This window comes from Janthinobacterium sp. SUN176 (assembly GCF_030587335.1).
GTDB classification, from domain to species: Bacteria; Pseudomonadota; Gammaproteobacteria; order Burkholderiales; family Burkholderiaceae_D; genus Janthinobacterium; species Janthinobacterium kumbetense.
Map to the genome: position 1 here is coordinate 241,101 of NZ_JAPWIA010000003.1, position 24,923 is coordinate 266,023.

The window sequence follows — 24,923 nt, forward strand, 5'->3', positions numbered from 1 at the left end:
TGTCAGGGAGTCGCCGGGGCGGTCGCCAGGCTCTGGTCGAGCCGCTTCCAGTAATCGCGTTCCAGCCGGGCCGTATCGATATCGCGCGCCGCCTCGTTGAAGCGTTTTTGCCACGCCGCCCCCCCGGCATCGCGCTGGAAGCACACATGCACGGGACGCTCCTTGAAAACGGTATCGATGACGGCGATGCGTTCGCGCTCGGCCTTGCTGAAGTTGCGCCCCATCAACAAGTGCTGCAGGACATGGCGCTCGATGACGATCACGCGGTAACGCTTGATGAACAGTTTCTTCAGATTCGTCGCGTCGTTCAAACCCTCTTCCGTCTTCAGCTCGCCGCGCGCCACCATGCCATCGAACTGTTCCCCATTCGAGTAGCCGGCCACGGTGCCGATGCGCAGCTTGCCCAGGTCGGCGAGGCTGGCGCCAGGCACGCCGTCCTCTTTCAGGTAGGCCAGCACACCCTGCGTGTTACCAACCGGAACAGAAAAGTGGCAGAGTTTTTCCCGTTCCGGCGTGCGCCACACGGCCAGAAACCCGGCATAGCGGGAACTGGCCAGGCCAAACTGCATGGCGCGCTTCCAGGGAAAATAGTCATATTTGACCGTATAGCCGAGACGCTCGAAAACGGCGCTGACCATGGCGCCCGACATGCCGTCGGCCGGCAGGCTGCGGGAAATAAAGGGCGGCCAGTCTTCCGCCGCGAAGCGGACGATGCGCGAACTGGCAGCGCCCGGCGCCGCCATGGGGGAACTAGCCTGCCCGTGTGCAAGGGCAAGTGCAGAGTGCATGAACAAACAGAAGGGCAAACCAACTGTCCGGAGGAAACGCATGTTTGGCTCCTATGGCCTGGCGCACCTTGCAATGCAGGCGCGGCAACAGGACTGGCGGTCGGCTTTTTTTGATCACTGGCTTGATAAAAATCATGCTCCCACAAAAAAAAGAAATTGCAAAGTTGTTTATTTGCACTTTGACATTCCCATGGGAAATAAAATACGATTGCGGCGCGCCTGCAACAGGCTGTCATGGCGCCGGCTATCCCCTCTTGCGCAACAGGTTTTTACTTGTGCGCGCGCCGGATGGCCGATAATGGCGTTTTACCGTGGAAGATGACCGTGCCGCACCCTGCCCCTCCCTCACTTGCCGACCAGATCGAAGACTTGCTGCCGCAAACGCAATGCACCAAATGCGGCTACAACGGTTGCCGCCCGTATGCGGAAGCGATTGCCGCCGGCAGCGCCGACATCAACCAGTGCCCACCGGGCGGCGCGCAAGGCATCGTGCGCCTGGCCGGCTTGCTGGGCAAAAAAGTCATCCCGCTCAATCCCGTCAACGGCCTCGAACGTCCGCGATCTGTCGCCTATATCGACGAATCGCTGTGTATCGGCTGTACCCTGTGCATCCAGGCTTGCCCGGTGGACGCCATCGTCGGCGCCGCCAAGCAGATGCACACGGTGGTGACAAGCCTGTGCACGGGCTGCGACCTGTGCGTGGCGCCCTGCCCCGTCGATTGCATCGTCATGTACCCGGTCAGCGGCGACGCCACGGGCTGGGATGCCTGGAGCCAGGCAGAAGCAGACGACGCGCGCGCGCGCCACGATTTCCGCACGCAGCGCCTGCGCCGCGAAACGGAGGAAAACGAAGCGCGCCTGGCCGCCAAGGCCGTCGCCAAGATGCGCGAAGTGACGCAGGAAGTGCCCGTCACGCCCGATGAACAGGCGGAAAAGGAACGCAAGCGCGCCATCATCGCCGCGGCCATGGAGCGCGCGCGCGCCAAGGCCGCTGCCGCCAGCACGGATACCCCCCAGCCAGCCCCCACCACCCCGAAAAAAGACGCATGAACGCCGCCAAACGCCTGGAAATCTTTACGCGCTTTCGCGCCGCCAATCCTTCCCCGAAAACGGAACTCGACTACACGACGCCGTTCGAGCTGCTGATCGCCGTGCTGCTGTCGGCACAGGCGACGGACGTGTCCGTCAACAAGGCGACCCGCTTGCTGTATCCGGTCGCCAATACGCCGGCCACGATACTGGCCCTGGGCGTGGACGAGCTGGCCAGCTACATCCGCACCATCGGCCTGTTCCGCACCAAGGCGAAGAACGTCATCGCCACCTGCCAGATCCTCCTCGAGCAGCACGGCGGCGAAGTGCCGCGCGACCGCGCCTCGCTGGAAGCCTTGCCCGGCGTGGGCCGCAAGACGGCGAACGTGGTCATGAACACGGCGTTTGGCGAACCGACGATGGCCGTGGACACGCATATCTTCCGCGTCTCGAACCGCACCGGCATCGCGCCGGGCAAGAATGTCGATATCGTCGAGCAAAAACTGCTGAAATTCATCCCCAAGGAATTCCTGCACGACGCCCACCACTGGCTCATCTTGCACGGCCGCTACACGTGCACGGCGCGCAAGCCACAATGCTGGAACTGCATGATTGCCGACCTGTGCGACTACAAGGACAAGTCGCCGATGCCGGCCGTGGTCTGACAACACACCTTTACGAACGGCGACACCATGTTGCAAACGACACTAGATACCCTGGCTTGCCCCGCCTGCCGACAGCCCCTGCAAAGCAACACGCCAGCCGGGGCGTCGGCACCGTTGCTGGAAGCGATATTGAGCTGTCCGGCGTGCGCGATTACCGTTCCCGTCGTGCAAGGCTTTGTGCTCTTTACGGAAGCACGGCAAGGCGGCGATGCCCATATGCTGCCGGCACTGCGTGCCCAGCTGACGCCCAGCGCCGACTATCTGTCCTTCATGCACCGCCGCCATGTGCGCCGCATTCCCGACCGCTACGCCGCCTTTCAACCCTTCAATGAATCCACCCGCGCCTTTTATGCCTTGCTGGGCCTGATCAGGGAGCATTTGCAACCTGGCGACCTCATTCTCGACACCTGGGGCCGAACGGGCTGGAGTGGCGAAATGCTGGCTGCGGCGTTTCCCCAGCAACATGTCATTTCTGTATGGGAAGGCAACTTCGATGTGCTCGGCTACATGGGATATGCGCACTGGTTGCCCGCTGGACAGCGCGCGCCCAACCATGACATTATTTTCTTGCCTCCAGGTAGTCCCATGCCTTTTCGCGACGGCACGTTCGCGCTGATTCATGGCCTTGATTCACTGCATCGCTATGCGCCACTGACCTTCGCCGGCGACATGCTGCGCATCGCCCGCAGCGATGCGCCGATCATCTTCCCGCATGTACACATGGCCAATAGCCAGCCCACGCCGTACTTCGAGCGCGGCGGCAACATTATTCACGGCCGTTGCTACCAGCAGCGCTTTGATGCTGCGCAAGCACGCGGCGAACGCAAGACGCTGGTGATGTCGGAGGTAACCCTGTTCGACGCCATCGGACAGTTGCATGGCGAACCGGACACTGCACACTACAACGGCGTCGTGGCGCTGGTGCCTCCCGCATGGGAAGGGGCGCCCCTGCGCCAGGCCGATCTCGACCTGGCATTGCCCTCATCGCGCGCCGTCGTCAATGCCTTGCTGCGGCTCGACAGCTTGAACGGCTGGTGTGTGCCCGATACCGATGCGCTGGGTGGCTTGATGCAAGATTTGCTGGTGCGCCATCCTTGTTATGCGGAACGCCTGGCGCGCCTCGGACCACGACAACTGAGCGCTGAAGAATTGCAGATCCTGTTCCAGCTGGGCCAGCTACGTACCCTGGAGCAAGTGGCGCAGCGCCTGCGCCTGCCAGTGGAATACGTTTGCCAGCAAGCCAGGAACATGGTCGATATGGAACTGCTGCAGATGGCCCCCATCAGCGGCGCCATGGCACGCTTGCAATCGTACTATGCCAGCCAGATCGTGCGTCCGCTGCCACAGGAAGAAACCTTTGAGTATCTGTGGCAATTACTGCCCACGCTGTACCAGCAGCGCCCGCTCCTGCTGTGCGGCATGGACGACAGCGCCTTTGGCTGGGCCGAAGTCGAGCTACTCGTGCCGGCGTTGCAACGGGGCTTGCTGGCGATGGGCGTGCGGGCAGGTGACAGCGTCGCCATGCTGTGTGCCCACCACCCTGAAGCGGTACTGCTCAGCTGGGCCTGCTGGCGCATCGGCGCTGTCGTGGTTCCCTTGCGCAAGGAATTGACGGACACGTCCGCCTTGCTGCAACCCTTGCTGGAACGCATTGCTCCCGCCCTGCTGGTGCTGGATCATCCCCGTCACAGCGCCGCCGCTTTGGCAAGCTGCCCGGCGCTGCTGCTCGACGATATCGGCCAGGAAGCGGCGGCGGTCTTGCCGCCAGATTGCGCATTGCCTGAATTATCAGCCTTGCTGGAAGGCTGGATGGAGCTGCCGCCGACGCCGGAGCTGCCCGGACAGGCCGTCCACCCCGACGATCCTGCCGTGATCCTGTTTACTTCTGGCAGTACTGGCATCCCCAAGGGCGTCGTCCACAGCCAGCGCGCCCTCATGCAGAGCGGCCAGCTGGCGGCGACGGAATTTGGCTGGCATGATGGCGACATCCTGCTGTCGCTGGGCGACTGCCACACCATGAGCGGCTTGCGCAACCCCATGGTCGCCGCCCTGTTTGCCGGTGCCAGCGTGTATCTGGCCGATGAAAACGAACGGGGCAATGTCGGCAAGACCTTGCAAGCGGCCCAGCGCCATGGCGTGACCGTCCTGGCGACAGGCCCCGCCTGGCTAGCCATGCTGCAGTTGCTGCCGGCCCACCTGACCCTGCACCCGGCCAGCTTGCGGCAAATCATTTCCACGGGCGCGCCCCTGCAAACGTCGCTGCACACGGCCTTGAGCGAGCGCATGCGGCTCGCCATCATCGATTATTACGGACTGACGGAAACGGGGGGGCTGTGCATGCTGTTCCAGCACGCGCCCGGCGCCACGCAAGCTTGCGGCCGCGCCGTCGGCGCCATCGTGCAAATCTGCGATGACAGGGGCATGCCGCTCGGAAAAGGACAAACAGGGGAATTGCGCGTGCACAGCAACCAGCTCATGCTGGAATACTGGCGCGATCCGGCGCAAACGGCGTCCATCGCCCGCGATGGCTGGATCTTCACTGGCGATATTGCCAGCCACGATGGCCTCGGCAACATTACCTTGCTGGGCCGGCACGACGACCAGCTCAAGAACGAATATGGCGACATCGTCCACCCTGCCCCGCTGGAACGGGCGATGTGCAGCTATCCACACGTCAGGGAAGCCGCCATCACCGCAGGACCACAGGGACTGATCGGCATGCTGGTGGTCGACGGCGGCTTCGAATTACCCGCTTTTGTCGCCTATTGCCGCCAGCACGCGCAAATCGAGGCATTCCCCCGTGACCTGCGCATCCAGGCAGCGTTACCGTACACGGCCGCAGGAAAACTCGACCGCCGCGCGCTGGCCCATTCAATCACACCATAACAGATACGCTCAACATGTTTCAGACTCGTCCCACACCTGCGAATACGCCATTCCTGATCGGCCCCAAGTCTTTGTCGCATAGCCATCTGGAGGAACAAATCCTGCAAGTGGCTGCCCGGCTGATCAGCAGCGAACTGCACAATAAACGCGTGCTGCTGATGGTGCGCGACGATCTGGCCTATGCGCCCTTGTTGCTCGGCTGCATGCGGGCCGGCGCGATTCCCCTGCTGCTCGATCCGGGAACCTCGGTGCGGCAAGTCAGGGATTTACTGCAGCATACGCATATCGATGGCGTCATTGCCGATGCGGACGCCATCGACCTGTGGCGCGCCGAGGGTGTCCCTCTGCCGGCGCAGCAGATACGCGTCGGCACTGTCCAGGCCAAGGGTTTGCTGCTGAACAAGCTGCTGGGACGGCGGGCGCCAGCCGACCTGGACAACTGGCCTGGCCTGCTGTCCGCTCCCGCACCGGCACCGTTGCCGCCGGCAAGACAGGAGGGGCCTGCCTATGTCGTGTTCACCTCCGGCAGTACGGCCCGTCCGAAAGGCGTGGAAATGCACTGGCCCGCCCTGCTCGCGCATTTGCGGACGATCGGCGAACATTACGCGCTGACGCCCGCATCACGCCTGCTGAACCTGATGCCGCTATCGCATGCCGATGGCCTGGTGCAAGGCGTGCTGCTGGCTTATCAACGCGGCTGTACCCTGGTGCGTCCTGCGCCATTCAGCATTGTCGCCATCGAGAGCATCCTGATTGCGATCTACCGCGAACAAGTCACGCACCTGATCGCCGCGCCCACGGCATTGGCCCTGATGCAGCAATATGGCGCCCACCTGGCGGAAAACTTCGAGAATGGCCATTTCCGCTTCGCCGTTTCCTGCAGCGCCCCCTTGAGCGCGGCTACCTGGACCAGCTTCAGCCAATGTTTCAATGTAAAGCTCATCAATACCTACGGCTTGAGCGAAACGGGAACCTGCGGCCTCTATGCGGGACCGGACGCGGCCAGCCACAAGATCGGCAGCGTGGGCATGCCGCGCGACATGCTGGCAAAAATCTTGCGGGACGATGGCAGCGAGGCCGGCTGCGACGAGGCCGGAGAACTGTGCCTGCAAGGTGCCAACCTGATGCAGGGCTACCTGGACAATCCGCAAGCGACCGCTGCCGTCCTGCGCAATGGCTGGCTGCATACGGGTGACCTGGCACGGCGCGACAGCGATGGCGTGTACTGGATCACGGGGCGCATCAAGGACGTGATCATTTGTGGCGGCTACAATCTGTCGCCGGAAGCCATCAATGGCGTACTGATGCAACACCCGGCCGTACTGGAAGCGGCGACCGTCGCCTTGCCTGACCCGACGTGGGGCGAAATCCCCGTCGCCTGCGTAGTATTGCGCCCTGGCATGGAGGCGGACAACCAGCAACTGCTGCTGCATTGCGCCCAACATCTGGGTGCACACGAATTGCCGAAACGCATTAGTTTTACCGGCCAATTGCCGCGCACGCCGTCAGGCAAGGTCATCACGGCACAGTTGCAGCACGCGCTATCGCTTGCGCCCAAGGAAGCAAGCGCCCAGGGCAATCAGCAGGCAGACATTTTTGCGCTGGCCGCGGACCTGTTCAATTTACCGGCAAGTGCGCTGAAGGGGGATTCAGGCCCCGCCAATACGCCAGGCTGGGATTCGCTGGCACATATCAACTTCGTGATCGGCCTGGAAACGCTGTTCAAGGTGCGTCTGAGTCCATCGGATGTGGTGCATATGGAAACCATGGACGCCACCGTGCAACTGATCAAGCGGCTGACGCGCTGAGATGGCGAACGCACTTCCTCTGCGCATCTGGCCATACAGTGCGGCGCTGGCAGCTGGCGTGGTCGGACTATGCATACTGCTGCGTCATGTGCCCGGCCCACGCTACGACAATACGATTGCAGGCCAGACGAAAACGTTTCTCGACGCGCCCAGGCCAGAAGGGAAATGGCGCGTGCTGGCGCTGGGTTCGTCCCTGCTCCATGCCGCCACCCCGCAAACAGCCAATGTGCAGCGTGCCGAGCTGCCGGACATCGCCTGGATGCGGATGACGAAAGGCGGCGCAGGTATCGGCTATTTGCAATCGAGCCTCGCCACCCTTGGCAGCCGCCCACCGGAGGTGCTGGTCCTCGAACAGAACCTGTTCTTGCCAGATGATGGCAACGCGACAATGGATCAACTACGCGAAGATGTCTGGCACTGGGGCAAGCAAGCTGCTTCATTGCTCACCGCTGGCAAACTTGCCTCGCCACCGCGATACTGGGAGCGCAATGATCAGGAACTTGCATTTACCTGCGGCCCGGAGCTGAAGAAATTAAGCGCGTCACAAATACGGCAGCATGCTGCCGAACTACAAAATCTGTATCGACAGGGCACCTTCGATGCTGCACTGATCAACAACATTGCCACACTGGCGCAGCGGGGCGTGCGGGTGATACTGCTCGATGTGAGGCGATCATTGTTGATTGAACAACAGACGGCGCAACAAAAGACAGACTGGCAGCGGCGCTTGCAAGCATTGCTGCCTGCGAGCCAAAACATCATCTATCTAGCCTCGCCCGCACTCACCGAACAAAACCTTTATTGCGACGCCAGCCATCTGAACACGCAGGGCGCGCGTCAGTTCGCTCCCTGGTGGCAAACCCAGTTACGGCAGTTGCGGGACAGGGGTTGACATGGTGTGGCTGACAATTTTTGGCATGCTGTGCATGCTTGTTCTGGTCGTGCTTTACTGGCGTTTGCCAGTGGCCTGGCGCCCCTGGCTGCTGGTGGCCACAGGCGGCGCGCTGCTATGGCATGATGGCTGGGCCAGCATGGCGGCCTGGGGTGCATTGCTGGCATGGCTGGCCTTCATCTGCGGCCCCCGATGGCGGCGCCCAGCCCTGATGCAGACGCTGGGCCTGACGGGTGTCTTGCTCGCCTTTCTGGCTTACCAGTACGCGAAAGCCGGCCATGGCATGGCCGCCTACCTGGGCTACGCCTTCGTCTCGCTGAAAGCCTGGCACCTGATCGCCGAGCATGGCGGCGGTGGCATCGCGCGCGATGGCCGCACCGGCACGACCCTGGGCTATCTGCTCTTCCCGCCCACCCTGGCCGTCGGTCCGGTCCAGCGTTACGATGCCTTCCGCATGGAACTACTGCGCGCGCGCTGGGACAGGCAACTCGCTTCGCCAGCACTGCAGCGCATGCTGTACGGTTATTGCAAGGTGGTTTTACTCGCAGGGTATATTCTCAATTTCAAATTCAACACTCTGAATTTGTCCACCGGTTACGCCTGGCTCGATGCCTATCTGCCCTTGCTCGGTTATGGCTTGAACCTGTATTGGCAATTCTCGGGCTATTGCGATATCGCCATCGGCTTCGCCGCGCTGCTGGGCATACGCGTGCCGGAAAATTTCAACTTTCCTTTTGCTGCCCGTAATCTGCCCGATTTCTGGCGCCGCTGGCACATCACGGTGTCGGAATGGTGCCGCGATTTCGTTTTCCGGCCCATCCTGACGCGCACGCGGCAATACCTGTTTGCCAGCCTGGGCAGCATGATCGTGCTGGGCTTGTGGCATGAGCTGTCGCCGCGCTACTTGGCCTGGGGCCTGTTCCACGGTGCCGGCCTGGCCATCGTCCACCTGTGGGGCAAGCACATGCCATGGGCGGAGCTGTTGCGCCGCTACACCCTGTGGCGATTCTCCAGCTGGTTTTTGACCTTGCAATTTGTCATACTGAGCTTCGCGCTGACGTCGACGCCGGACCTGCAAACGGCCTGGTCTTGCCTGACGGTGCTGTTCGCACCACTGTTACCTGGGAGTTAAGGTGTACCAATTTCTCTTGCGCTACCTGCCAGCGCCGCTCGTGCACGGGCTCTTCACGCTATGGTATGGGGGACTGCTGCTGCTGCTGTGGCTGAAATGGCCTCTGGCGTTGGGAATGGGATTTCGTTACGGGCAACTGTAGGCCGGGACCGATGCAGGCATCGGCCCCGTTATCGCTTACAGCAACACCATATTGTCGCGGTGGATCAGCTCATGGCCTTCCATGTAACCGAGAATGGCTTCGATTTCGGTGGACGGCTTGCGCATGATGCGGCGCGCTTCGCCGCTCGTGTAGTTGGACAGGCCGCGCGCCACGGGCACGCCATCCACGTCGACGCAGGTGATCACGGCGCCGCGGCCGAATTCGCCGTTCACGCCCGTCACGCCGATCGGCAGCAGGGACTTGCCTTCCTGGCGCAGCTTTTGCACGGCGCCCGCATCCAGCACGACGGCGCCGGCCGTGTGCAGATGATCTGCCATCCACTGCTTACGCGCCGTCAATTGCCCCGTTTGTGCCAGCAACTCCGTGCCGATCGCTTCGCCCTGGGCGAGGCGGCTGAGCACGTCGCTGTCGCGGCCCCAGGCGATGATGGTATGGGCGCCGGACTTGGCGGCGCGCTTGGCGGCGAGGATTTTCGTCAGCATGCCGCCACGGCCCAAGCTGCTGCCGGCGCCGCCGGCCATCGCTTCCAGGGCCGGATCGCCGGCGATGCCTTGCGTGATCAGGTAGGCGGTCGGGTCCTTGCGCGGGTCGGCCGAGAACAGGCCGTGCTGGTCCGTCAGGATGACGAGCGCATCGGCTTCGATCAGGTTGGCGACCAGGGCGCCCAGGGTATCGTTGTCGCCGAACTTGATTTCATCGGTGACGACGGTGTCGTTTTCATTGATGATCGGCACCACGCCCAGGCGCAGCAGGGTCGTCAGGGTGGAGCGGGCATTCAGGTAGCGTTCGCGGTCGGCCAGGTCGGCGTGCGTGAGCAGCACTTGCGCCGTGCCGAGGCTGTGGGCACGGAAGCTGCTTTCATAGATTTGCGCCAGGCCCATCTGGCCGACGGCGGCGCAGGCCTGCAATTCGTGGATATCGGTGGGGCGCTGCTCGAAACCGAGGCGCAGCATGCCTTCGGCGATGGCGCCGGAACTGACGAGCACCACTTCCTTGCCCAGGGCGCGCAAGCCGGAAATCTGCGCAGCCCAGCGCGCGATGGCGGCATGGTCGAGCCCGCGGCCATCGTTGGTGACCAGCGAAGAGCCGACTTTGATGATGATACGGGTAGCTTTTTGAATCACGGAATCCATGGGGCGGCGCTCTTCACTTAATAGACGTCAGCGCGCAGGACGCAGCAGCAGCAAGGCCAGCCCCGCCGTCAGCTCCATTGCGCACATGAACAACACAAAACCCTGGGGCAAGCCGAAGCTGATGGCCGCGAACAGACGGCCGGCGGGCTGCGCCAGGACCAACATTGCTGTGATATCGCCGAGCACAGGCGGTTCGCCCTGCCGTGCCGCGAACAGTGCCAGGAGCGCGGTAGCGCCCCAGACACCGACATGCGTGGCGTAGAACTGGCTGTAGCCATTGACGCCATTGAGGAAGATGCCCATGCCGGCCGCCATTTCATCGGCGAACAACAGGCAGGCGACCGCGCTCAGCCCGTAAGCATACGCGATCAGATGCAATACACGGCGCTGCCACGCTTGCTTGCGCGCTGGCGCGGCAGCGGCCGTCTGTACCGACATCAGGGTAAAGCCTTAGTCGAGGATCTTGAAACGCGGATCATCCGGGTCGATCGACGAGATACCGCGTGCTTCTTCGGTCATCTGCGTTTCTTCGGCACGGCTTTCGCTGTGTTTCTTCGCTTCCAGATGCTGGTAAATCGCATTCACCAGTTCCGGGCAACCTTGATGGTTCAGCGCGGAAATCTCGAAGACGGGACCTTTCCAGGCGAAACGCTTGAGGAAGTCCTTGACGATCTTCTTGCGCTCTTCTTCCGGCACCATGTCGAGCTTGTTCAACACCAGCCAGCGCGGCTTGTCAACCAGCGACTCGTCGTACTTCTTCAATTCCTTCACCAGCGCCTTGGCTTCCTTGACAGGATCGACGTTGGTTTCGAACGGCGCCAGGTCGACGATGTGCAACAGCAGACCCGTACGCTGCAAGTGACGGAGGAATTGATGGCCCAGGCCCGCGCCTTCGGAAGCGCCTTCGATCAAGCCGGGAATATCGGCGATCACAAAGCTCTTCTCGTGCGACACGCGCACCACGCCCAGGTTCGGGTGCAGGGTGGTAAATGGATAATCGGCAATTTTCGGGCGCGCGTTCGAGACGGCCGAAATGAAGGTCGACTTGCCGGCGTTCGGCATGCCCAGCAGGCCCACGTCGGCCAAAACTTTCAGTTCCAGGCGCAGTTCGCGGCGTTCGCCTTCCTTGCCCTCGCCTTTTTGGCGTGGCGCGCGGTTGGTCGAGGACTTGAAGTGGATATTACCCCAGCCGCCTTCGCCGCCCTTGGCCAGCAATTCGATCTGGCCGTGCTCGGTCAAATCGGCCAGGATTTCGCCGCTCGCGTTGTCGATGATCAAGGTGCCCACAGGCATGCGCAGGTGGATGTCATCCGCGCCCTTGCCATAGCAATCTGCGCCACGGCCAGGCTCGCCATTGCGAGCCTTGTGCATTTTGGAGAAACGGAAATCGACGAGCGTGTTGATATTGCGGTCGGCGACAGCCCAGATGGACCCGCCCTTGCCGCCATCGCCGCCATCGGGACCGCCGAAAGGCCGGAATTTTTCACGGCAGAAAGATGCGCAGCCGTTGCCGCCATCGCCCGCGATGACTTCGATTTTTGCTTCGTCGATAAACTTCATAATTTTGCCGCCATAAAACTAAAAAGGCTCTACCTTGGGCAGAGCCTTTCGATTGAAGGCTTGCGCCTTACATCATGCGATCATGGCGGAGCGAACTGGCGCTCCGCCATGAATTACGCTGGTACTGCTTCGTTTGGTACAACGGTCACGAATTGCTTCGAGCCAGCACCTTTGACAACGAACTTCACTTTGCCCGCGATCAGCGCGAACAACGTGTGGTCCTTGCCCATGCCTACGCCTTCGCCGGCGCGCACTGGGGTGCCGCGTTGACGAATGATGATGCCGCCAGCATTGATAGCTTGGCCGCCGTAGACTTTAACGCCCAGACGTTTTGATTCTGAATCACGGCCGTTTCGCGTTGTGCCGCCGCCTTTTTTATGTGCCATTTAAGACTCCTTGATAGCTGATTAATTCAAACAGCGGCGATTAGCCGTTGATCGAAACGATTTGGATTTCGGTAAAATTCTGGCGATGGCCTTGATGCTTTTGGTAGTGCTTACGACGACGCATCTTGAAAATTTTGACCTTATCATGGCGACCATGCGCCACAACCGTAACCAGTACCGTTGCACCTTCGACCAATGGAGCACCAAACTTGATGCTGTCGCCCGCGCCTACTGCGAGCACTTGATCGATGGTGATTTCGGAACCAATGTCTGCCGGTATCTGTTCTACTTTAAGTTTTTCGCCAGCGACAACTTTGTATTGTTTGCCACCGGTTTTTATGACCGCGTACATGATTTGAAACCTCATCAAATGTTGAAAGAATTTGTCCCACTGCCATGAAAAGCAAGCCGTGCACAACAGGGGGAACCAGCGATTATACACGGACTGAGAAATTGCGTCAAAAAGTATTCACAAAGCTTGACGATCGTGGTATGTCGACAACCTGACCATCATGTCAGGCTTGCGCCAGGCGGACAGCAAAACGCGCGCCAGTGCCAAGCAGATCAATCAATTGCTCTACAGTCATAGGCAAACGTCACGCACGCGCAAGCCTTGTCGTATAATCGCGGCACCCACAATCTAATGCAGGTTCGCCTTGTCTGACGCTAACAAACACGTTAACCAAAACACCATCGTGCAAACGATTGCCGCCGATATGGACGCAGTCAATACGGTGATCCGCCAAAAGTTGCACTCCGATGTGATTCTGATCAACCAGATCGCTGAATACATCATCAGCGCAGGCGGCAAACGCATCCGTCCCGTGCTGATCTTGCTGGTGGCCAATGCCCACGCCTATCGCGGCACGGCGCACCATGAACTGGCCGCCGTGGTCGAATTCATCCATACCGCCACCCTGCTGCACGACGATGTCGTCGACGAATCGTCGATGCGCCGCGGACGCCAGACGGCCAACGCCCTGTTCGGCAATGCCGCCTCGGTGCTGGTGGGCGATTTCCTGCACTCGCGCTCGTTCCAGCTGATGGTCTCGCTGAATAATATGCGCGTCATGCAAATCCTGTCCGACGCCACCAACGTGATCGCCGAAGGCGAAGTGCTGCAGTTGCTGAACATGCACGATCCGGACGTGACGCAAGACAGCTACCTGAACGTCATCCGCTCGAAGACAGCCAAGCTGTTCGAAGCGTCGGCGCAACTGGGCGCCCTGATCGCCGGCGCCAGCGAAGACGATATCGAAGCGGCTGCCGAATACGGCCGCTCGCTGGGCACGGCTTTCCAGCTGATCGACGACGTGCTCGACTATGCAGGCGACGCTGCCGAAATCGGCAAGAACGTGGGCGACGACTTGCGCGAAGGCAAACCGACCATGCCGCTGATCTGGCTGATGGAAAACGGTACGCCAGAGCAACGCGAACTGGTGCGCAGCTGCATCGAGCAAGGCGACGAACAGCATTTCGACGCCGTCCTGACGGCCATCACCAGCAGCGGCGCCCTCGACTACACGCGCAAGCAGGCGGAAATCGCCGGCCAGCGCGCCGCCGATGCCATCGCCGGCTGGCCGGACAGCGTCTACAAGCAATCCATGCTGCAACTGTGCTCGTTTGCCGTGGACCGCAATCACTGATCGCGATTTGCGCTACAGCAAAGACAACGGCGCCGATGGCGCCGTTTTTTATGCACTGCAGAAAAGCTACGTGCGCTCGTGCGCCATCGCCGCGCCCGCCAATTCCTGTACGATGGCCGGCGCCGCTTCCAGCCGCTCGCTGTAGCGGCTGCCCAGGTAATCGCGGCGGTCACGCACCAGCAGGGTGAATTTGTACAGTTCCTCCATCACGTCGACCAGGCGCTCGTAGTACGGCGACGGCTTCATGCGGCCGTCATCGTCGAATTCCTGGTATGCCTTGGCAACGGAAGACTGGTTCGGAATGGTGACCATGCGCATCCAGCGTCCCAGCACACGCAAGCCGTTGACGGCGTTGAACGATTGCGAACCACCGGACACTTGCATCACAGCAAGAGTTCGCCCCTGCGTGGGCCGTACGCTGCCCGTTTCCAGCGGCAGCCAGTCGATCTGCGATTTGAACACGCCCGTGACGGCGCCATGCCGCTCGGGGCTGCACCATACCTGCCCTTCCGACCACAGCGACAGCGCGCGCAACTCTTGCACTTTCGGATGCTCGGGCGACACGCTGTCGACCATGGGCAAGCCGTGCGGGTCGAACACGCGCGTGTCGGCGCCGAAGTGGCGCAGGATGCGTTCCGCCTCCAGGGTCAGCAGCTTGCTGTACGAGCGTTCGCGCAAGGAACCGTACAGCAGCAAGATGCGCGGCGCGTGGGTGGACACGCTGGCCGGCGCCAGCTTGTCCAGGTCCGGCACGTCCAGGTGCGCGGCGCTGATGTTCGGCAACTCGTTGGCAAGGTCTGCCATCTCAGGCCACCGGCTTGCCGTCGGCGCCCACCACGGCCTGGCCGTCTTCCTTGGCAAACGCGCCCTGCTGCGGCAGCGGCAGGATTTCCAGCACTTTTTCCGAAGGCCGGCACAGGCGCACGCCCAGTTCCGTGACGACGATGGGGCGGTTGATCAAGATAGGATGGGCTTGCATAGCGTCGAGCAAGGCCGCATCGGGCAAATCCGGATTGGCCAGGCCCAGCTCGTCGTACAGGGCGCCCTTGTCGCGCATGACGGCGCGTACGGTCAGGCCGGCGCGGGCGATCAGGTCGACCAATTCCTCGCGCGAAGGCGGATGCTTGACGTAATCGATGATGACGGGTTCGACGCCCGTGTTGCGGATCAGGGCCAGGGTATTGCGCGAGGTGCCGCACGCCGTGTTGTGATAAATCGTGATCGTCATGTCGTGATGTCCTTCAGTAAATGTGGTTCGCTGACGCAGCAAGGCGCGCCAGCGCAGCAGTTCTCGGTCAAAAAGGCCAGCAAGCCGTTCATGCCCGCATAGTTGGCCGCATAGATGATGGAACGGCCCGCCTTGCTTGCCGTTACCAAATTGGCGTGCGCCAATTCTTTCAAGTGAAACGACAGCGACGAGGGCGCGATGGCCAGCGCTTCGGCGATTTTCGTCGCCGCCATGCCTTGCGGCCCCGCTTGCACCAGCAGGCGGAACACGGCCAGCCGCGATTCCTGTGCCAGCGCGGCCAGGGCCACGATGGCGGAAGTACTCGTCAGCGGTGTCGCTCCGCTCGCTATTTGCTGTGTATTTTCCATATTTCAATAATAGTCGAATTATTGAATCTTTTCAAGCCACACGCCTTGGCTACCTATCTTACGTAACCTAGCGCACCGACTGTCATGGCCTATCGGTCTACCTTGATGAAAAATCACTGCGATCGGCATCCCATGACACGCTCGACACCCCTGAAAATCCTCGGCTGGAGCCTGGCCGCCCTGCTGGCCCTGGTCGCCGTCGTGGTCATCTTTGTACTGACCTTCGACTGGAACCGCGCGCGCCCCTACATCAACGAGAAGGTGTCGGAAAGCACGGGCCGCACCTTCGTCATCGGCGGCGATTTGCAGGTGAAATGGAAACAAGGGCTGAAAACGGAGCCCGGCTGGCGCCGCTACGTGCCGCGGCCCATCATCAGCGCGCAGGACGTGCGCATGAGCAACCCGGACTGGGCCACGGCCGGCCCGCAACTGGCCAGCGCGCAACGCATCGACGTGGCCATCCATCCACTGCCCCTGTTGCAACATAAGCTGGTGCTGACGGACCTGGCGCTCGAGGCGCCAAACATTGCCCTGCAACGGCGCGCCGACGGCAGCAACAGCTGGACCTTGAAGGACAATGGCCCGTCGGCATGGGACGTGGAAATCCAGCGCATGGCCTTCGGCAACGGCACCATCCGCTATCTGGACGAAGGCATCGCGCTGGACGTGCGCGCCAAGGTCAGCTCGACGGCCCCCGACGCCACGCCGGGCGATGCGCCAGGCAACGCGCCCGTGCAGAAATACGGCATCGAATTCACCCTGGGCGGCAGCTACCGCAAGGCGCCCGTGACGGGCGGCGGCAAGGCGGGCGCCGTGCTGTCCTTGACCGATGACAACACCGTCTATCCCGTGCAGGCACATGCCGTGCTGGGCAAGAACAAGGCCAGCATCGACGGCACCCTGACGGACCCGCGCTCCTTGTCCGGCATCGATTTGCAGCTGAGCCTCGCCGGCGCCAGCATGGCCGACCTGTATCCGCTGACGGGCGTGCTGCTGCCGGAAACGCCGGACTACACCACCAAGGGACGCTTGCTGGGCAAGAAAGACGGCGCCACCTGGAACTGGACCTATCAAGACTTCAAGGGCACGGTGGGCCAGAGCGACCTGGCCGGCACCCTGCAATACTTGCCGCGCCAGCCGCGTCCCCTGCTGCGCGGCGAAGTGACGTCGCAGCAATTGCGCCTGGAAGACCTGGGTCCCACCATCGGCGCCGACAGCAATGCGCAGAAACAGGCGCGCGGCAAGGCACCCGTGCAGCCGGACAACAAAGCCTTGCCCGTGGAACAGTTCAACACGGCCAAATGGAATGCGCTCGATGCCGACGTGAAATTCACGGGCAAGAAACTGGTGCGCACGCATGACATTCCGTTCAACGATATCGTCGCCCATATCCACATGAAAGACAAGGTGTTGAGTTTGACGCCGCTCAACTTCGGCATGGCCGGTGGCGACATCACCTCGAATATCACGCTCGACGGCCGTCAAAAGACCATCGCCGCGCAAGCCAAGGTGGCGGCGCGTCACCTCAAAATTCGCGAACTGTTTCCCAAGCTGCAATCGATGCAAGCGAGTTTCGGCGAAGTGTATGGCGACGCGGCGCTGACGGGCCACGGCAACTCCGTCTCGGCCATGCTGGCCAGCGCGAATGGCGAACTGGCGACCACCGTCAGCGAAGGCTCCGTCAGCCAATTCATGCTGGAACTGGCCGGCCTGAACCTGGCCAACGCCGTCTTCGTCAAAATCTTTGGCGACAAGCAAGTGCACCTCAATTGCATGGCCAGCGACTTCGCCGTCACGAATGGCCAGGCCGACGTGCGCCGCTTCGTGCTCGATACGGACACGGCCGTCGTGAATGTCACGGGCAACGTCAACCTGGCAAGAGAAACCCTGGACCTCGACGTGCGCCCACGCACCAAGGGCGCCCGCATCATCACCCTGCGCACGCCGCTGTACGCGAAAGGCACGTTCAAGAACCCGGACGTGGGCCCGCAAAAAGGCCCGCTGGCCCTGAAAGCGGGCGCCGCCGTGGCCCTGGCCACCGTCGTCACGCCGCTGGCCGCCCTGCTGCCACTCGTCAACGTCGACAAGGCCCCCGACACGGACTGCGCCGCCGTCATGGCGCAAGCAAACGCCACCCGCAAGGCCCCCGCCTCGCCGGCGACGAACGCGCCAGCCAAGAAAGTGAGCGAAGCGGACATCAGGAAGGCCCAGCAGGAAAAGAAATAGACCTTGATGCAACCGCTTGAAAGCCACCCCGCCATCTGCTGTAATGAAGGAAAGCGGGGTGTGGCTCAGCCTGGTAGAGCGCTGCGTTCGGGACGCAGAGGCCGGAGGTTCGAATCCTCTCACCCCGACCAGCCCTTTCTCCTTACTGCGCCTGCATCAACTGCTTGCACCTTGACCTGCGCGTTGGTGTCTTGCCGAGAAGTATGATACTAATTACATCATTAGTATCCTGATCACTTTCCGCGCAAGGGCCTGACCGATGTCTTTCCTGATAGTTCTGGCCGCACTGGCCTTCCTGATGCTGGCCGCCTACCGCGGCTACAGCGTAATCCTGTTTGCGCCCGTCGCCGCGCTGGGTGCCGTGCTGCTCACCGATCCGTCCGCCGTGCCGGCTGTCTTCAGCGGTATCTTCATGGAAAAGATGGTGGGCTTTATCAAGCTGTATTTCCCCGTCTTTTTGCTCGGCGCCGTGTTCGGCAAACTCATCGAGCTGTCCGGTTTTTCCCAGTCCATCGTCGTGGCGGCCATTCGCTATATCGGCAGCTCGCGCGCGAATGCCGTGATCGTTGCCGTGTGCGCGGCCCTGACGTACGGCGGCGTGTCGCTGTTCGTGGTGGTGTTCGCCGTGTATCCGTTTGCGGCCGAGCTGTATCGCCAGAGCAATATCCCCAAGCGGCTGATGCCGGGCGCCATCGCCCTGGGCGCGTTCTCGTTCACCATGGATACCTTGCCCGGCACGCCGCAGATCCAGAACATCATCCCCACCACCTTTTTCAATACGACGGGCTGGGCCGCGCCGTGGCTGGGCACCATCGGCGCCGTGCTGACGGTGATCATGGGGCTGGCTTTCCTCGAATGGCGCCGCCGTTCCGTCATGGCGACGGGCGAAGGCTATGGGGCCGAGGCCGAAAAGGCCAAGGCCGACGTGGGCGACCTGCCCCATCCGCTACTGTCGGTAGCGCCCCTGGTGCTGGTGGGGGTGGCCAACTTTGCGCTGACCCGGCTGATTCCCCACTGGTACGGTGCCAGCTACTCGCTCACCGCCGAGGCGTTGCCAGGGCTGCATGCGCCCGTGACCACGTCGATCGCGTCCGTGACAGGTATCTGGGCCGTGGAAGGCGCCTTGTTGCTGGGAATTTTGCTCGTGTGCGCAACGGCTTTCGGGCGCATCCGCGCCGCCTTTGCGGAAGGCACCAAGGCGGCCGTGGGCGGCGCCTTGCTGGCGGCCATGAATACGGCCTCCGAATATGGCTTTGGCGGCGTCATCGCCGCCCTGCCCGGCTTTCTTGCCGTCAGCAACACCTTGCGCAGCGTACCCGATCCGCTCGTCAACGCGGCCGTGTCTGTGACGACCCTGGCCGGCATTACGGGTTCGGCCTCGGGCGGGATGAGCATCGCGCTGGCCGCCATGTCGGACAGTTTCATCCAGGCCGCTCAGCAGGCGCATATTCCGCTGGAAGTCATGCACCGCGTGGTGGCCATGGCCAGCGGCGGCATGGATACCTTGCCGCACAATGGCGCCGTGATCACCCTGCTGGCCGTCACGGGCCTCACGCACCGCCAGTCCTACCGCGACATTTTCGGCATCACCGTCATCAAGACGGTGGCCGTGTTCCTCGTCATTGCCCTGTATTACCTGACGGGGCTGGTCTGACCTAGAGCCGTGACGACGATGCCGGCTTCGCCACGGCTTGCGCCGGCTTGAACAGATGGCTGATGCCCATGGTCAGCAGCGGACCGGCCAGCGCCAGGTAGGAACTGTCGACGCCGTACGGATTGCCCGCCAGAAACCAGCCGATGGTGGCGATCACCGAGACGATCACGCCGACAAAGGCGCCGCGCGGCGTGCCGAATTTCGGCGCATAAAAGGCCATCAGCACCAGCACGGCCAGGGTGGCGCGCAGGGCCTTGCCGAGGAAGGCGATCATCAGCAGTTTTTCCGCATACAGCGCCAGCACCAGCGGCAGCAGGCCGGCCACGACGATGGCGATGCGCAGGAACATCAACGATTTCGCATCGTTCTTTGCCTTGTTGTACCAAGGATCATAAAAATCCTTCATGGCCAGGGTGGCCGATGCCAGGGTAGTGGCGGAAATGCCGCCGAACAGGGCGCCGGCCAGGCCGACGATCATGATGCTGGCGGAAAACGCCGGCATGTGGGCGATCAGGGTCGGGAAGGCGTCGATCGACTTCATGCCCGGATACAACACGGCGCTGCACATGCCGATCAGCGCGGCCATCAGGCCGAACGGAATCATCAACGAAGACACGTAATAGCAGGCGCGCTTGGCCACGGCCGGGTTGTCCGTGCTGACGAGGGCCTGGATCACGTATTGCGTGGCGAAGATGGAACCGATGCCGCCGATCATCCACGCGATGATCTGGCCCCAGCCGATCTCGACCCAGTTGAACATCTTGGCCGGCAGCTGCGCCTGCAGCGCGCCGATGCCGCCGGTAGCTTCCAGCGCATACGCCAGCGCCAGGATCACGCCCAGGTACTTGACGATGGAGTGGGCAAAATTCGTGTACACCACCGAGCGCATGCCGCCCAGGCTGACATAGATCACGGTGATGGCGCCCACCAGCAAAATGGCCACCGTCTTGTTGATGTGCAGCACGGCCGCCAGCACGGCGCCGCCGCTCGCATACAGGGCCACGGCAACGATGCTCAGCGCGACGATGGTGAGGATGGATGCCGCATAGCGCACAGGTTCGCCGTACGTCTGCGCCAGGATGCCGGAAATCGTCGATTGCCCGCTTTCCTTGTATTTTTTCACCAGCACGATGGCCAGCAGCAAAAATCCCAGCGACAGCGCCACCAGGTTCCAGGCGGCCGAAATGCCCAGTTCATAGCCCTTCTGGGCCGTGCCGATGCTGACGGAACTGCCGATGAATTCCGACAATAGCAGCGCGCCGATCAGGTAAGCGGGATAGTTGCGTCCGCCCGCCGTCATGCCCTCGGCGCTGTTGGCATGCTTGCGCACACTATACGTAATGTACGACATGAGGGCGAAATAGCCCACCGTGACCGCCGCGATGATGATCAATCTGTTTTCCATCTGTCTACTCCAAGTTTGCTTTTTTTCTTATTATTTTTTCAAAAAAGCTTCCCCTGCCGCGTGCCGGTCTTTGCCGGTGGCGGTGCTCAGGGGCAAAGCGAAATCTTACCCTGCCGGCGACGATACAAAGGCGTGCAGCTGCGCCGTGAAGGCCTGCGCCGCCTCGACATTCGACAAATGCGACGCGGGCACCTGGGCCAGCTGTGCACCTGCCACCTGCCGCTGCAGCCAGCGCGCATCGTCCACCGTGGTGACGGGATCGTGCTCGCCGGCGATGACCAGGGTCGGCACCGCAATCGTGGCCACCTGCGCGCGCAAGTCCGCCTGTGCCAGCGCTGCGCAGCAGGCCGCGTAGCCTTCGGCATCCTGCCCGCGCAGGGTGGCGATCATGCGCGCCACCGTGGCCGCTTCACGCGCGATGAAGGCTGACGTAAACCAGCGCGCGGCCGCGCCATCGGCCACCGTGGCCATGCCTTCGCGACGCACCTGCGCCGCGCGCGCCAGCCAGGCGTCGGCCGTGCCGATGCGCGCCGCCGTATTCGCCAGCACGAGCTTCGTCAAGCGCTGCGGCTGGTGGATGCCCAGCCACTGCCCCGTCAAGCCGCCCATGGAAATGCCGCAGAACGCGGCACGGGCGATCTCCATGTGGTCGAGCAGCGCCACCACGTCCAGGCCCAGGCGCTCGATGCCGAACGGCGCGCCGCCGCTGGCCGAGAGGCCATGACCGCGCGTATCGTAGCGCACGACATAAAAGTCGCTGGCCAGGTCCGCCGCCTGGGCATCCCACATGGACAGGTCCGTGCCCAGGGAATTCGACAATACCAGGCACGGTTTGCCCCGCTCGCCGTCGGTGCGGTAATGCAGCAGCGTATCTTCCCCGTTCCAGGTGGTCACGACAATTCCGGTATCCGTGTGTTTCATCGCATGTGTCCTTTGCTCTGCGGGTCAGGCATCGCCGTCGCGCACCGACGATGGATGGCGGCACAGCGGCATCACGTCGATCTGCATATAGGGGAACAGCGGCAAGGAGGCGAGCAAGTTGTGCAACTCGTCCACGCTGTCCACATCGAAGACGCTGATGTTGGCGTACTGGCCGGCGATGCGCCACAGGTGGCGCCACTTGCCCTCGTGCTGCAGGCGCTGCGCCAGTTCCTTTTCCGTCTGTTTCAGCTGCGCTGCCTGCTCGGCGGGCATGCTCATTGGCAGGTTCACGTTCATGCGTACATGGAATAACATGGTGTCTCCTTAAGATTTTTATAGGCACTTGCAACGCCTAACAAAACCGTAGCGAGCGGAAGAGAGTTGCGGTCGAGAAGCGCAGCTGTACGAAGGTACAGTGAGCATCGCAGACCGTAAATCACGACGCGCAGTAGGTTTTGATAGGCGTCTTCAGGCGCGCTGCATGGCGCGCAGTTTGTCCATATCGATCTCGACGCCCAGGCCCGGCCCCGTCGGCACCTGCAGCATGAAGTCGCGGTACACGAGCGGTTCGCGCAAGACTTCCTGCGTCAGCAGCAGTGGCCCGAACAGTTCCGTGCCCCAGGCCAGTTCCGCGAACGTGGAGCAGACGTGGGCCGTGGCCGCCGTGCCGACGCCGCCTTCGAGCATGGTGCCGCCGTACAGGCCCACGCCGGCCAGGCGCGCCACGGTGGCCACTTCCAGCGCGGGCAGCAAGCCGCCCGACTGGGTGATCTTCACCGCGTACACGTCGGCCGCATCGGCCTGCGCCAGCGCCAGCGCATCGGCGGGACCGTGCAAGGCTTCATCGGCCATGATGGCCACGTCGAAGCGCCGCTTCAGGCGCGCCAGCGCGGCGCGGTTGCCCGCCTTGACGGGCTGCTCGATCAGGTCGATGCCGCCCGCTTCCAGCGCGGCGATGCCGCGCACGGCGTCCGTCTCGCTCCAGGCCTGGTTGACGTCGACGCGCACGCTGGCCCGTTCGCCCAGCGCCCGCTTGATCTCCAGCACGTGGGCCACGTCGTCCATCACGTCGCGCAAGCCGATCTTCAGCTTGAAGATGCGGTGGCGGCGCAGTTCCAGCATTTTTTCCCCTTCGGCGATATCGCGCACGGTGTCGCCGCTGGCCAGCACCCAGGCCACGGGCAGCGCATCGCGCACGCGGCCGCCCAGCAATTCCGACAGCGGCACATTCAGGCGGCGCGCCTGCGCGTCCAGCAGGGCCGTCTCGATCGCGCACTTGGCGAAGCGGTTGCCCTGGATGACCTTGCGCACCCTGGCCATCGCCTTGGCCACTTCGCTCGCTTCCATGCCGACCAGCAGCGGCGCGATGTAGGTATCGATATTCGTCTTGATGCTTTCCGGGCTTTCGCCGCCGTAGCTCAAGCCGCCGATGGTGGTCGCCTCGCCCCAGCCCGTGATGCCGTCGGCGCAGCGCAGCCGTACCAGCACCAGGGTTTGCGTATTCATGGTGGCGACGGACAGCTTGTGCGGACGGATGGTTGGCACATCGACCAAGTAGGTCTCGATATTTTGAATCATATTTATTCCGTATAATTCTGTGGAGTGGAGACACGATATTCCCCGAATGTCCCCACGTCCAACACCGAGTTGGTATCAAACCTATACCTGAAAGGTATGAAGATGGAATTACGGCACTTGCGCTACTTCGTGGCGGTGGCAGAGGAAAGGAACTTCACGCGGGCCGCTACGCGCCTGCATATCGCGCAGCCGCCACTGAGCCGGCAGATGCAGCAGCTGGAAGAAACCCTGGGCGTGACACTGATCGAGAAAGGCTCGCGGCCCTTGCGGCTGACGGAAGCGGGCGAATTTTTCCTCGCCCACGCGCGCCCGCTGCTCGACCAGGTGCGCGACCTGAAGGCGATGACCCAGCGCATCGGCAAGCTGGAACGCACGCTGTCGATCGGCTTCGTCGCCTCGACCCTGTACGGGGAATTGCCCGACGTCGTGCACCGCTATTGCGAGCGCCATCCCGAGGTCGACGTGACCCTGCATGAAATGACGACGGTGGAGCAAATCAAGGCCCTGAAGGAAGGCCGCATCGACGTGGGTTTCGGGCGCCTGAAAAGCGAGGATCCCAGCATCCGCCGCATCCTGCTGCGCGAGGAGCGCCTGGTGGTGGCCCTGCCACCCGGCCACCGGCTGGCCAAGGGGGAAGGCGGGTTGCGCCTGACGGACCTGATCCACGAAACCCTGCTCGTGTATCCGAAAGCGCCCCGCCCCAGCTTTGCCGACCAGGTGCTGGCCATGTTCAGCGAGGGCAATGTCACGCCCGGCCCCGTCACGGAAGTGCGCGAGCTACAGATTTCCATGGGACTCGTGGCAGCCGGCCAGGGCATCTCCATCGTGCCGGAAAGCGTGCAAGCCATGCATCACCGGAACGTCGTATACCGCAAGCTGGACGACAAGCATGCGTTCTCGCCCATTTTATTCAGCATGCGGCACATGGACCGCTCGCCGGAACTGGACAATCTCCTCGCTGCCGTGTACTCGATCTACGATGAACACGGCATCGCGCACGTCAAGGAAAGCCTGTAGCCCTCAGACAGATAGCGGCGCGTCGGCCAGCAATGCCGGGCGCAGCGCGCGGATGCGCAGTTCCGTGAAATAACCGCCCGCCTCGTTGTAGCGAAGGTAGTGGCGGCCACAATTGAGGCAGCGTGCTACCTGGCTCAGATTGGCGGGATAAAAGCGCGGCGCGATGGGCGCATCGACGCTGTCGTAGCGCGTGCCGTGCGGGTGATACTCGTCAAACGTCGGTTCCTCGTACGGATCTTCGCGCAGGGTGCCGATTTCTTCAAAGCGGTCCAACTCCAGCGAGGTGGGAAGGCGCTGCCAGGCGTCCAGCGGAACGGCGCAGCAGCTGCATTTCTGGGTAACCGCGGCCGACGCGGCGGCCAGTGCGGACAAGGCGGGAAAATCGATGAATACCATGGTTCAGCCTATGCAAGGGGCGGCCCATGGCAACGAGCCTGG

General features: G+C 62.3%; 25 protein-coding genes and 1 tRNA gene. 12 read left to right on the forward strand and 14 right to left on the reverse strand.

Features of this window, described 5'->3' with window-relative positions:
* Positions 1 to 2 precede the first annotated feature (2 nt).
* On the reverse strand, positions 3 to 743 hold the full coding sequence (locus tag O3299_RS22355; RefSeq protein WP_099665327.1) for an ABC transporter substrate-binding protein: 741 nt from the start codon (positions 741 to 743) through the stop codon (positions 3 to 5).
* Positions 744 to 786: 43 nt separating this feature from the next.
* Here O3299_RS22355 and O3299_RS22360 point away from each other — a divergent pair, with 43 nt between their 5' ends.
* The 7 genes from O3299_RS22360 to O3299_RS22390 are packed head-to-tail and all read left to right on the forward strand — an operon-like array spanning position 787 to position 9,200.
* Positions 787 to 1,110 (forward strand): hypothetical protein, encoded by a 324-nt coding sequence (locus O3299_RS22360; protein WP_143451384.1) that lies wholly within the window; start codon positions 787 to 789, stop codon positions 1,108 to 1,110.
* Entirely contained in the window at positions 1,107 to 1,838 is a 732-nt protein-coding gene (gene rsxB / locus O3299_RS22365) for an electron transport complex subunit RsxB (RefSeq protein ID WP_251349779.1), read from the forward strand. Before O3299_RS22360 ends, rsxB begins: the two co-directional genes overlap by 4 nt.
* Entirely contained in the window at positions 1,835 to 2,482 is a 648-nt protein-coding gene (gene nth / locus O3299_RS22370; protein WP_034782448.1) for an endonuclease III, read from the forward strand. Before rsxB ends, nth begins: the two co-directional genes overlap by 4 nt.
* Positions 2,483 to 2,509: 27 nt before the next feature.
* Complete coding sequence (locus O3299_RS22375) at positions 2,510 to 5,368, forward strand: AMP-binding protein (protein WP_305063235.1); 2,859 nt, start codon at positions 2,510 to 2,512, stop codon at positions 5,366 to 5,368.
* 14 nt (positions 5,369 to 5,382) lie between these two features.
* The gene (locus O3299_RS22380; RefSeq protein ID WP_305054307.1) at positions 5,383 to 7,176 is read left to right on the forward strand and encodes an AMP-binding protein; all 1,794 of its coding nucleotides are present in this window, start codon (positions 5,383 to 5,385) and stop codon (positions 7,174 to 7,176) included.
* Between the two features lies 1 nt (position 7,177).
* Entirely contained in the window at positions 7,178 to 8,068 is an 891-nt protein-coding gene (locus O3299_RS22385; RefSeq protein WP_305054306.1) for a hypothetical protein, read from the forward strand.
* 34 nt (positions 8,069 to 8,102) lie between these two features.
* Positions 8,103 to 9,200 carry an MBOAT family O-acyltransferase gene (locus O3299_RS22390; protein WP_305063236.1) on the forward strand — a complete coding sequence of 366 codons (1,098 nt, stop codon included), beginning with the start codon at positions 8,103 to 8,105 and terminating at the stop codon, positions 9,198 to 9,200.
* Positions 9,201 to 9,377: 177 nt separating this feature from the next.
* Here the strand turns inward: O3299_RS22390 and proB are convergent, their stop codons facing one another.
* The 5 genes from proB to rplU form a co-directional block, all read right to left on the reverse strand.
* Complete coding sequence (proB, locus tag O3299_RS22395) at positions 9,378 to 10,496, reverse strand: glutamate 5-kinase (RefSeq protein ID WP_251349774.1); 1,119 nt, start codon at positions 10,494 to 10,496, stop codon at positions 9,378 to 9,380.
* 27 nt (positions 10,497 to 10,523) lie between these two features.
* Positions 10,524 to 10,934 carry a hypothetical protein gene (locus O3299_RS22400; protein WP_035825091.1) on the reverse strand — a complete coding sequence of 137 codons (411 nt, stop codon included), beginning with the start codon at positions 10,932 to 10,934 and terminating at the stop codon, positions 10,524 to 10,526.
* Positions 10,935 to 10,946: 12 nt separating this feature from the next.
* Positions 10,947 to 12,056 carry a GTPase ObgE gene (gene obgE / locus O3299_RS22405; RefSeq protein WP_077400162.1) on the reverse strand — a complete coding sequence of 370 codons (1,110 nt, stop codon included), beginning with the start codon at positions 12,054 to 12,056 and terminating at the stop codon, positions 10,947 to 10,949.
* Between the two features lie 113 nt (positions 12,057 to 12,169).
* On the reverse strand, positions 12,170 to 12,442 hold the full coding sequence (rpmA, locus tag O3299_RS22410) for a 50S ribosomal protein L27 (protein ID WP_070219281.1): 273 nt from the start codon (positions 12,440 to 12,442) through the stop codon (positions 12,170 to 12,172).
* A 40-nt stretch (positions 12,443 to 12,482) separates the two neighbouring features.
* Complete coding sequence (gene rplU / locus O3299_RS22415) at positions 12,483 to 12,794, reverse strand: 50S ribosomal protein L21 (RefSeq protein WP_034754730.1); 312 nt, start codon at positions 12,792 to 12,794, stop codon at positions 12,483 to 12,485.
* 304 nt (positions 12,795 to 13,098) lie between these two features.
* Between rplU and ispB the strand changes: the two genes are divergently transcribed.
* Positions 13,099 to 14,088 (forward strand): octaprenyl diphosphate synthase, encoded by a 990-nt coding sequence (gene ispB / locus O3299_RS22420; protein ID WP_099395339.1) that lies wholly within the window; start codon positions 13,099 to 13,101, stop codon positions 14,086 to 14,088.
* A 66-nt stretch (positions 14,089 to 14,154) separates the two neighbouring features.
* On the opposite strand, the gene arsH is transcribed toward ispB, so the two are convergent.
* The 3 genes from arsH to O3299_RS22435 are packed head-to-tail and all read right to left on the reverse strand — an operon-like array spanning position 14,155 to position 15,684.
* Complete coding sequence (gene arsH / locus O3299_RS22425; protein ID WP_099665333.1) at positions 14,155 to 14,892, reverse strand: arsenical resistance protein ArsH; 738 nt, start codon at positions 14,890 to 14,892, stop codon at positions 14,155 to 14,157.
* Position 14,893: 1 nt separating this feature from the next.
* On the reverse strand, positions 14,894 to 15,316 hold the full coding sequence (arsC, locus tag O3299_RS22430; protein WP_289899830.1) for an arsenate reductase (glutaredoxin): 423 nt from the start codon (positions 15,314 to 15,316) through the stop codon (positions 14,894 to 14,896).
* On the reverse strand, positions 15,313 to 15,684 hold the full coding sequence (locus O3299_RS22435) for a helix-turn-helix transcriptional regulator (RefSeq protein WP_289899829.1): 372 nt from the start codon (positions 15,682 to 15,684) through the stop codon (positions 15,313 to 15,315). The genes arsC and O3299_RS22435 overlap by 4 nt, the downstream gene beginning before the upstream one ends.
* 132 nt (positions 15,685 to 15,816) lie before the next feature.
* Between O3299_RS22435 and O3299_RS22440 the strand changes: the two genes are divergently transcribed.
* The 3 genes from O3299_RS22440 to O3299_RS22450 all read left to right on the forward strand — a co-directional run bounded on the left by O3299_RS22440 (position 15,817) and on the right by O3299_RS22450 (position 19,564).
* Positions 15,817 to 17,910, forward strand: a complete 2,094-nt coding sequence (locus O3299_RS22440; RefSeq protein WP_305054303.1) for an AsmA family protein — start codon at positions 15,817 to 15,819, stop codon at positions 17,908 to 17,910.
* A gap of 54 nt (positions 17,911 to 17,964) precedes the next feature.
* Positions 17,965 to 18,041, forward strand: a tRNA-Pro gene (locus O3299_RS22445).
* A 128-nt stretch (positions 18,042 to 18,169) separates the two neighbouring features.
* Positions 18,170 to 19,564 (forward strand): GntP family permease, encoded by a 1,395-nt coding sequence (locus tag O3299_RS22450; protein WP_305054302.1) that lies wholly within the window; start codon positions 18,170 to 18,172, stop codon positions 19,562 to 19,564.
* 1 nt (position 19,565) lies between these two features.
* Here the strand turns inward: O3299_RS22450 and O3299_RS22455 are convergent, their stop codons facing one another.
* From O3299_RS22455 to O3299_RS22470, 4 genes are all read right to left on the reverse strand, one after another.
* Positions 19,566 to 20,969: a sodium:solute symporter family protein gene (locus tag O3299_RS22455; protein WP_251349768.1), complete on the reverse strand. Its 1,404-nt coding sequence runs from the start codon at positions 20,967 to 20,969 to the stop codon at positions 19,566 to 19,568.
* A gap of 105 nt (positions 20,970 to 21,074) precedes the next feature.
* Positions 21,075 to 21,869 carry a 3-oxoadipate enol-lactonase gene (pcaD, locus tag O3299_RS22460; protein ID WP_305063273.1) on the reverse strand — a complete coding sequence of 265 codons (795 nt, stop codon included), beginning with the start codon at positions 21,867 to 21,869 and terminating at the stop codon, positions 21,075 to 21,077.
* 45 nt (positions 21,870 to 21,914) lie between these two features.
* The gene (catC, locus tag O3299_RS22465; RefSeq protein WP_099665339.1) at positions 21,915 to 22,205 is read right to left on the reverse strand and encodes a muconolactone Delta-isomerase; all 291 of its coding nucleotides are present in this window, start codon (positions 22,203 to 22,205) and stop codon (positions 21,915 to 21,917) included.
* 153 nt (positions 22,206 to 22,358) lie between these two features.
* Positions 22,359 to 23,468, reverse strand: coding sequence for a muconate/chloromuconate family cycloisomerase (locus tag O3299_RS22470; RefSeq protein ID WP_305063237.1), 1,110 nt, complete (start codon positions 23,466 to 23,468; stop codon positions 22,359 to 22,361).
* A 102-nt stretch (positions 23,469 to 23,570) separates the two neighbouring features.
* Here O3299_RS22470 and O3299_RS22475 point away from each other — a divergent pair, with 102 nt between their 5' ends.
* On the forward strand, positions 23,571 to 24,485 hold the full coding sequence (locus O3299_RS22475; protein WP_305063238.1) for a LysR family transcriptional regulator: 915 nt from the start codon (positions 23,571 to 23,573) through the stop codon (positions 24,483 to 24,485).
* 3 nt (positions 24,486 to 24,488) lie between these two features.
* Here O3299_RS22475 and O3299_RS22480 read toward each other — a convergent pair whose 3' ends face one another.
* Positions 24,489 to 24,881: a hypothetical protein gene (locus tag O3299_RS22480; protein WP_305063239.1), complete on the reverse strand. Its 393-nt coding sequence runs from the start codon at positions 24,879 to 24,881 to the stop codon at positions 24,489 to 24,491.
* Between the last annotated feature and the right edge of the window lie 42 nt (positions 24,882 to 24,923).

Coding starts and splice junctions, on each gene's coding strand:
- O3299_RS22455 (WP_251349768.1), bottom strand. CDS start 20,969: ATGGAAAACAGATTGATCATCATCGCGGCGGTCACGGTGGGCTATTTC.
- O3299_RS22360 (WP_143451384.1), top strand. CDS start 787: ATGAACAAACAGAAGGGCAAACCAACTGTCCGGAGGAAACGCATGTTT.
- O3299_RS22450 (WP_305054302.1), top strand. CDS start 18,170: ATGTCTTTCCTGATAGTTCTGGCCGCACTGGCCTTCCTGATGCTGGCC.
- O3299_RS22470 (WP_305063237.1), bottom strand. CDS start 23,468: ATGATTCAAAATATCGAGACCTACTTGGTCGATGTGCCAACCATCCGT.
- O3299_RS22375 (WP_305063235.1), top strand. CDS start 2,510: ATGTTGCAAACGACACTAGATACCCTGGCTTGCCCCGCCTGCCGACAG.
- O3299_RS22475 (WP_305063238.1), top strand. CDS start 23,571: ATGGAATTACGGCACTTGCGCTACTTCGTGGCGGTGGCAGAGGAAAGG.
- catC (WP_099665339.1), bottom strand. CDS start 22,205: ATGTTATTCCATGTACGCATGAACGTGAACCTGCCAATGAGCATGCCC.
- proB (WP_251349774.1), bottom strand. CDS start 10,496: ATGGATTCCGTGATTCAAAAAGCTACCCGTATCATCATCAAAGTCGGC.
- O3299_RS22435 (WP_289899829.1), bottom strand. CDS start 15,684: ATGGAAAATACACAGCAAATAGCGAGCGGAGCGACACCGCTGACGAGT.
- O3299_RS22385 (WP_305054306.1), top strand. CDS start 7,178: ATGGCGAACGCACTTCCTCTGCGCATCTGGCCATACAGTGCGGCGCTG.
- O3299_RS22390 (WP_305063236.1), top strand. CDS start 8,103: ATGCTTGTTCTGGTCGTGCTTTACTGGCGTTTGCCAGTGGCCTGGCGC.
- nth (WP_034782448.1), top strand. CDS start 1,835: ATGAACGCCGCCAAACGCCTGGAAATCTTTACGCGCTTTCGCGCCGCC.
- O3299_RS22355 (WP_099665327.1), bottom strand. CDS start 743: ATGGCGGCGCCGGGCGCTGCCAGTTCGCGCATCGTCCGCTTCGCGGCG.
- arsH (WP_099665333.1), bottom strand. CDS start 14,892: ATGGCAGACCTTGCCAACGAGTTGCCGAACATCAGCGCCGCGCACCTG.
- O3299_RS22380 (WP_305054307.1), top strand. CDS start 5,383: ATGTTTCAGACTCGTCCCACACCTGCGAATACGCCATTCCTGATCGGC.
- O3299_RS22480 (WP_305063239.1), bottom strand. CDS start 24,881: ATGGTATTCATCGATTTTCCCGCCTTGTCCGCACTGGCCGCCGCGTCG.
- rplU (WP_034754730.1), bottom strand. CDS start 12,794: ATGTACGCGGTCATAAAAACCGGTGGCAAACAATACAAAGTTGTCGCT.
- arsC (WP_289899830.1), bottom strand. CDS start 15,316: ATGACGATCACGATTTATCACAACACGGCGTGCGGCACCTCGCGCAAT.
- O3299_RS22440 (WP_305054303.1), top strand. CDS start 15,817: ATGACACGCTCGACACCCCTGAAAATCCTCGGCTGGAGCCTGGCCGCC.
- rpmA (WP_070219281.1), bottom strand. CDS start 12,442: ATGGCACATAAAAAAGGCGGCGGCACAACGCGAAACGGCCGTGATTCA.
- O3299_RS22400 (WP_035825091.1), bottom strand. CDS start 10,934: ATGTCGGTACAGACGGCCGCTGCCGCGCCAGCGCGCAAGCAAGCGTGG.
- obgE (WP_077400162.1), bottom strand. CDS start 12,056: ATGAAGTTTATCGACGAAGCAAAAATCGAAGTCATCGCGGGCGATGGC.
- rsxB (WP_251349779.1), top strand. CDS start 1,107: ATGACCGTGCCGCACCCTGCCCCTCCCTCACTTGCCGACCAGATCGAA.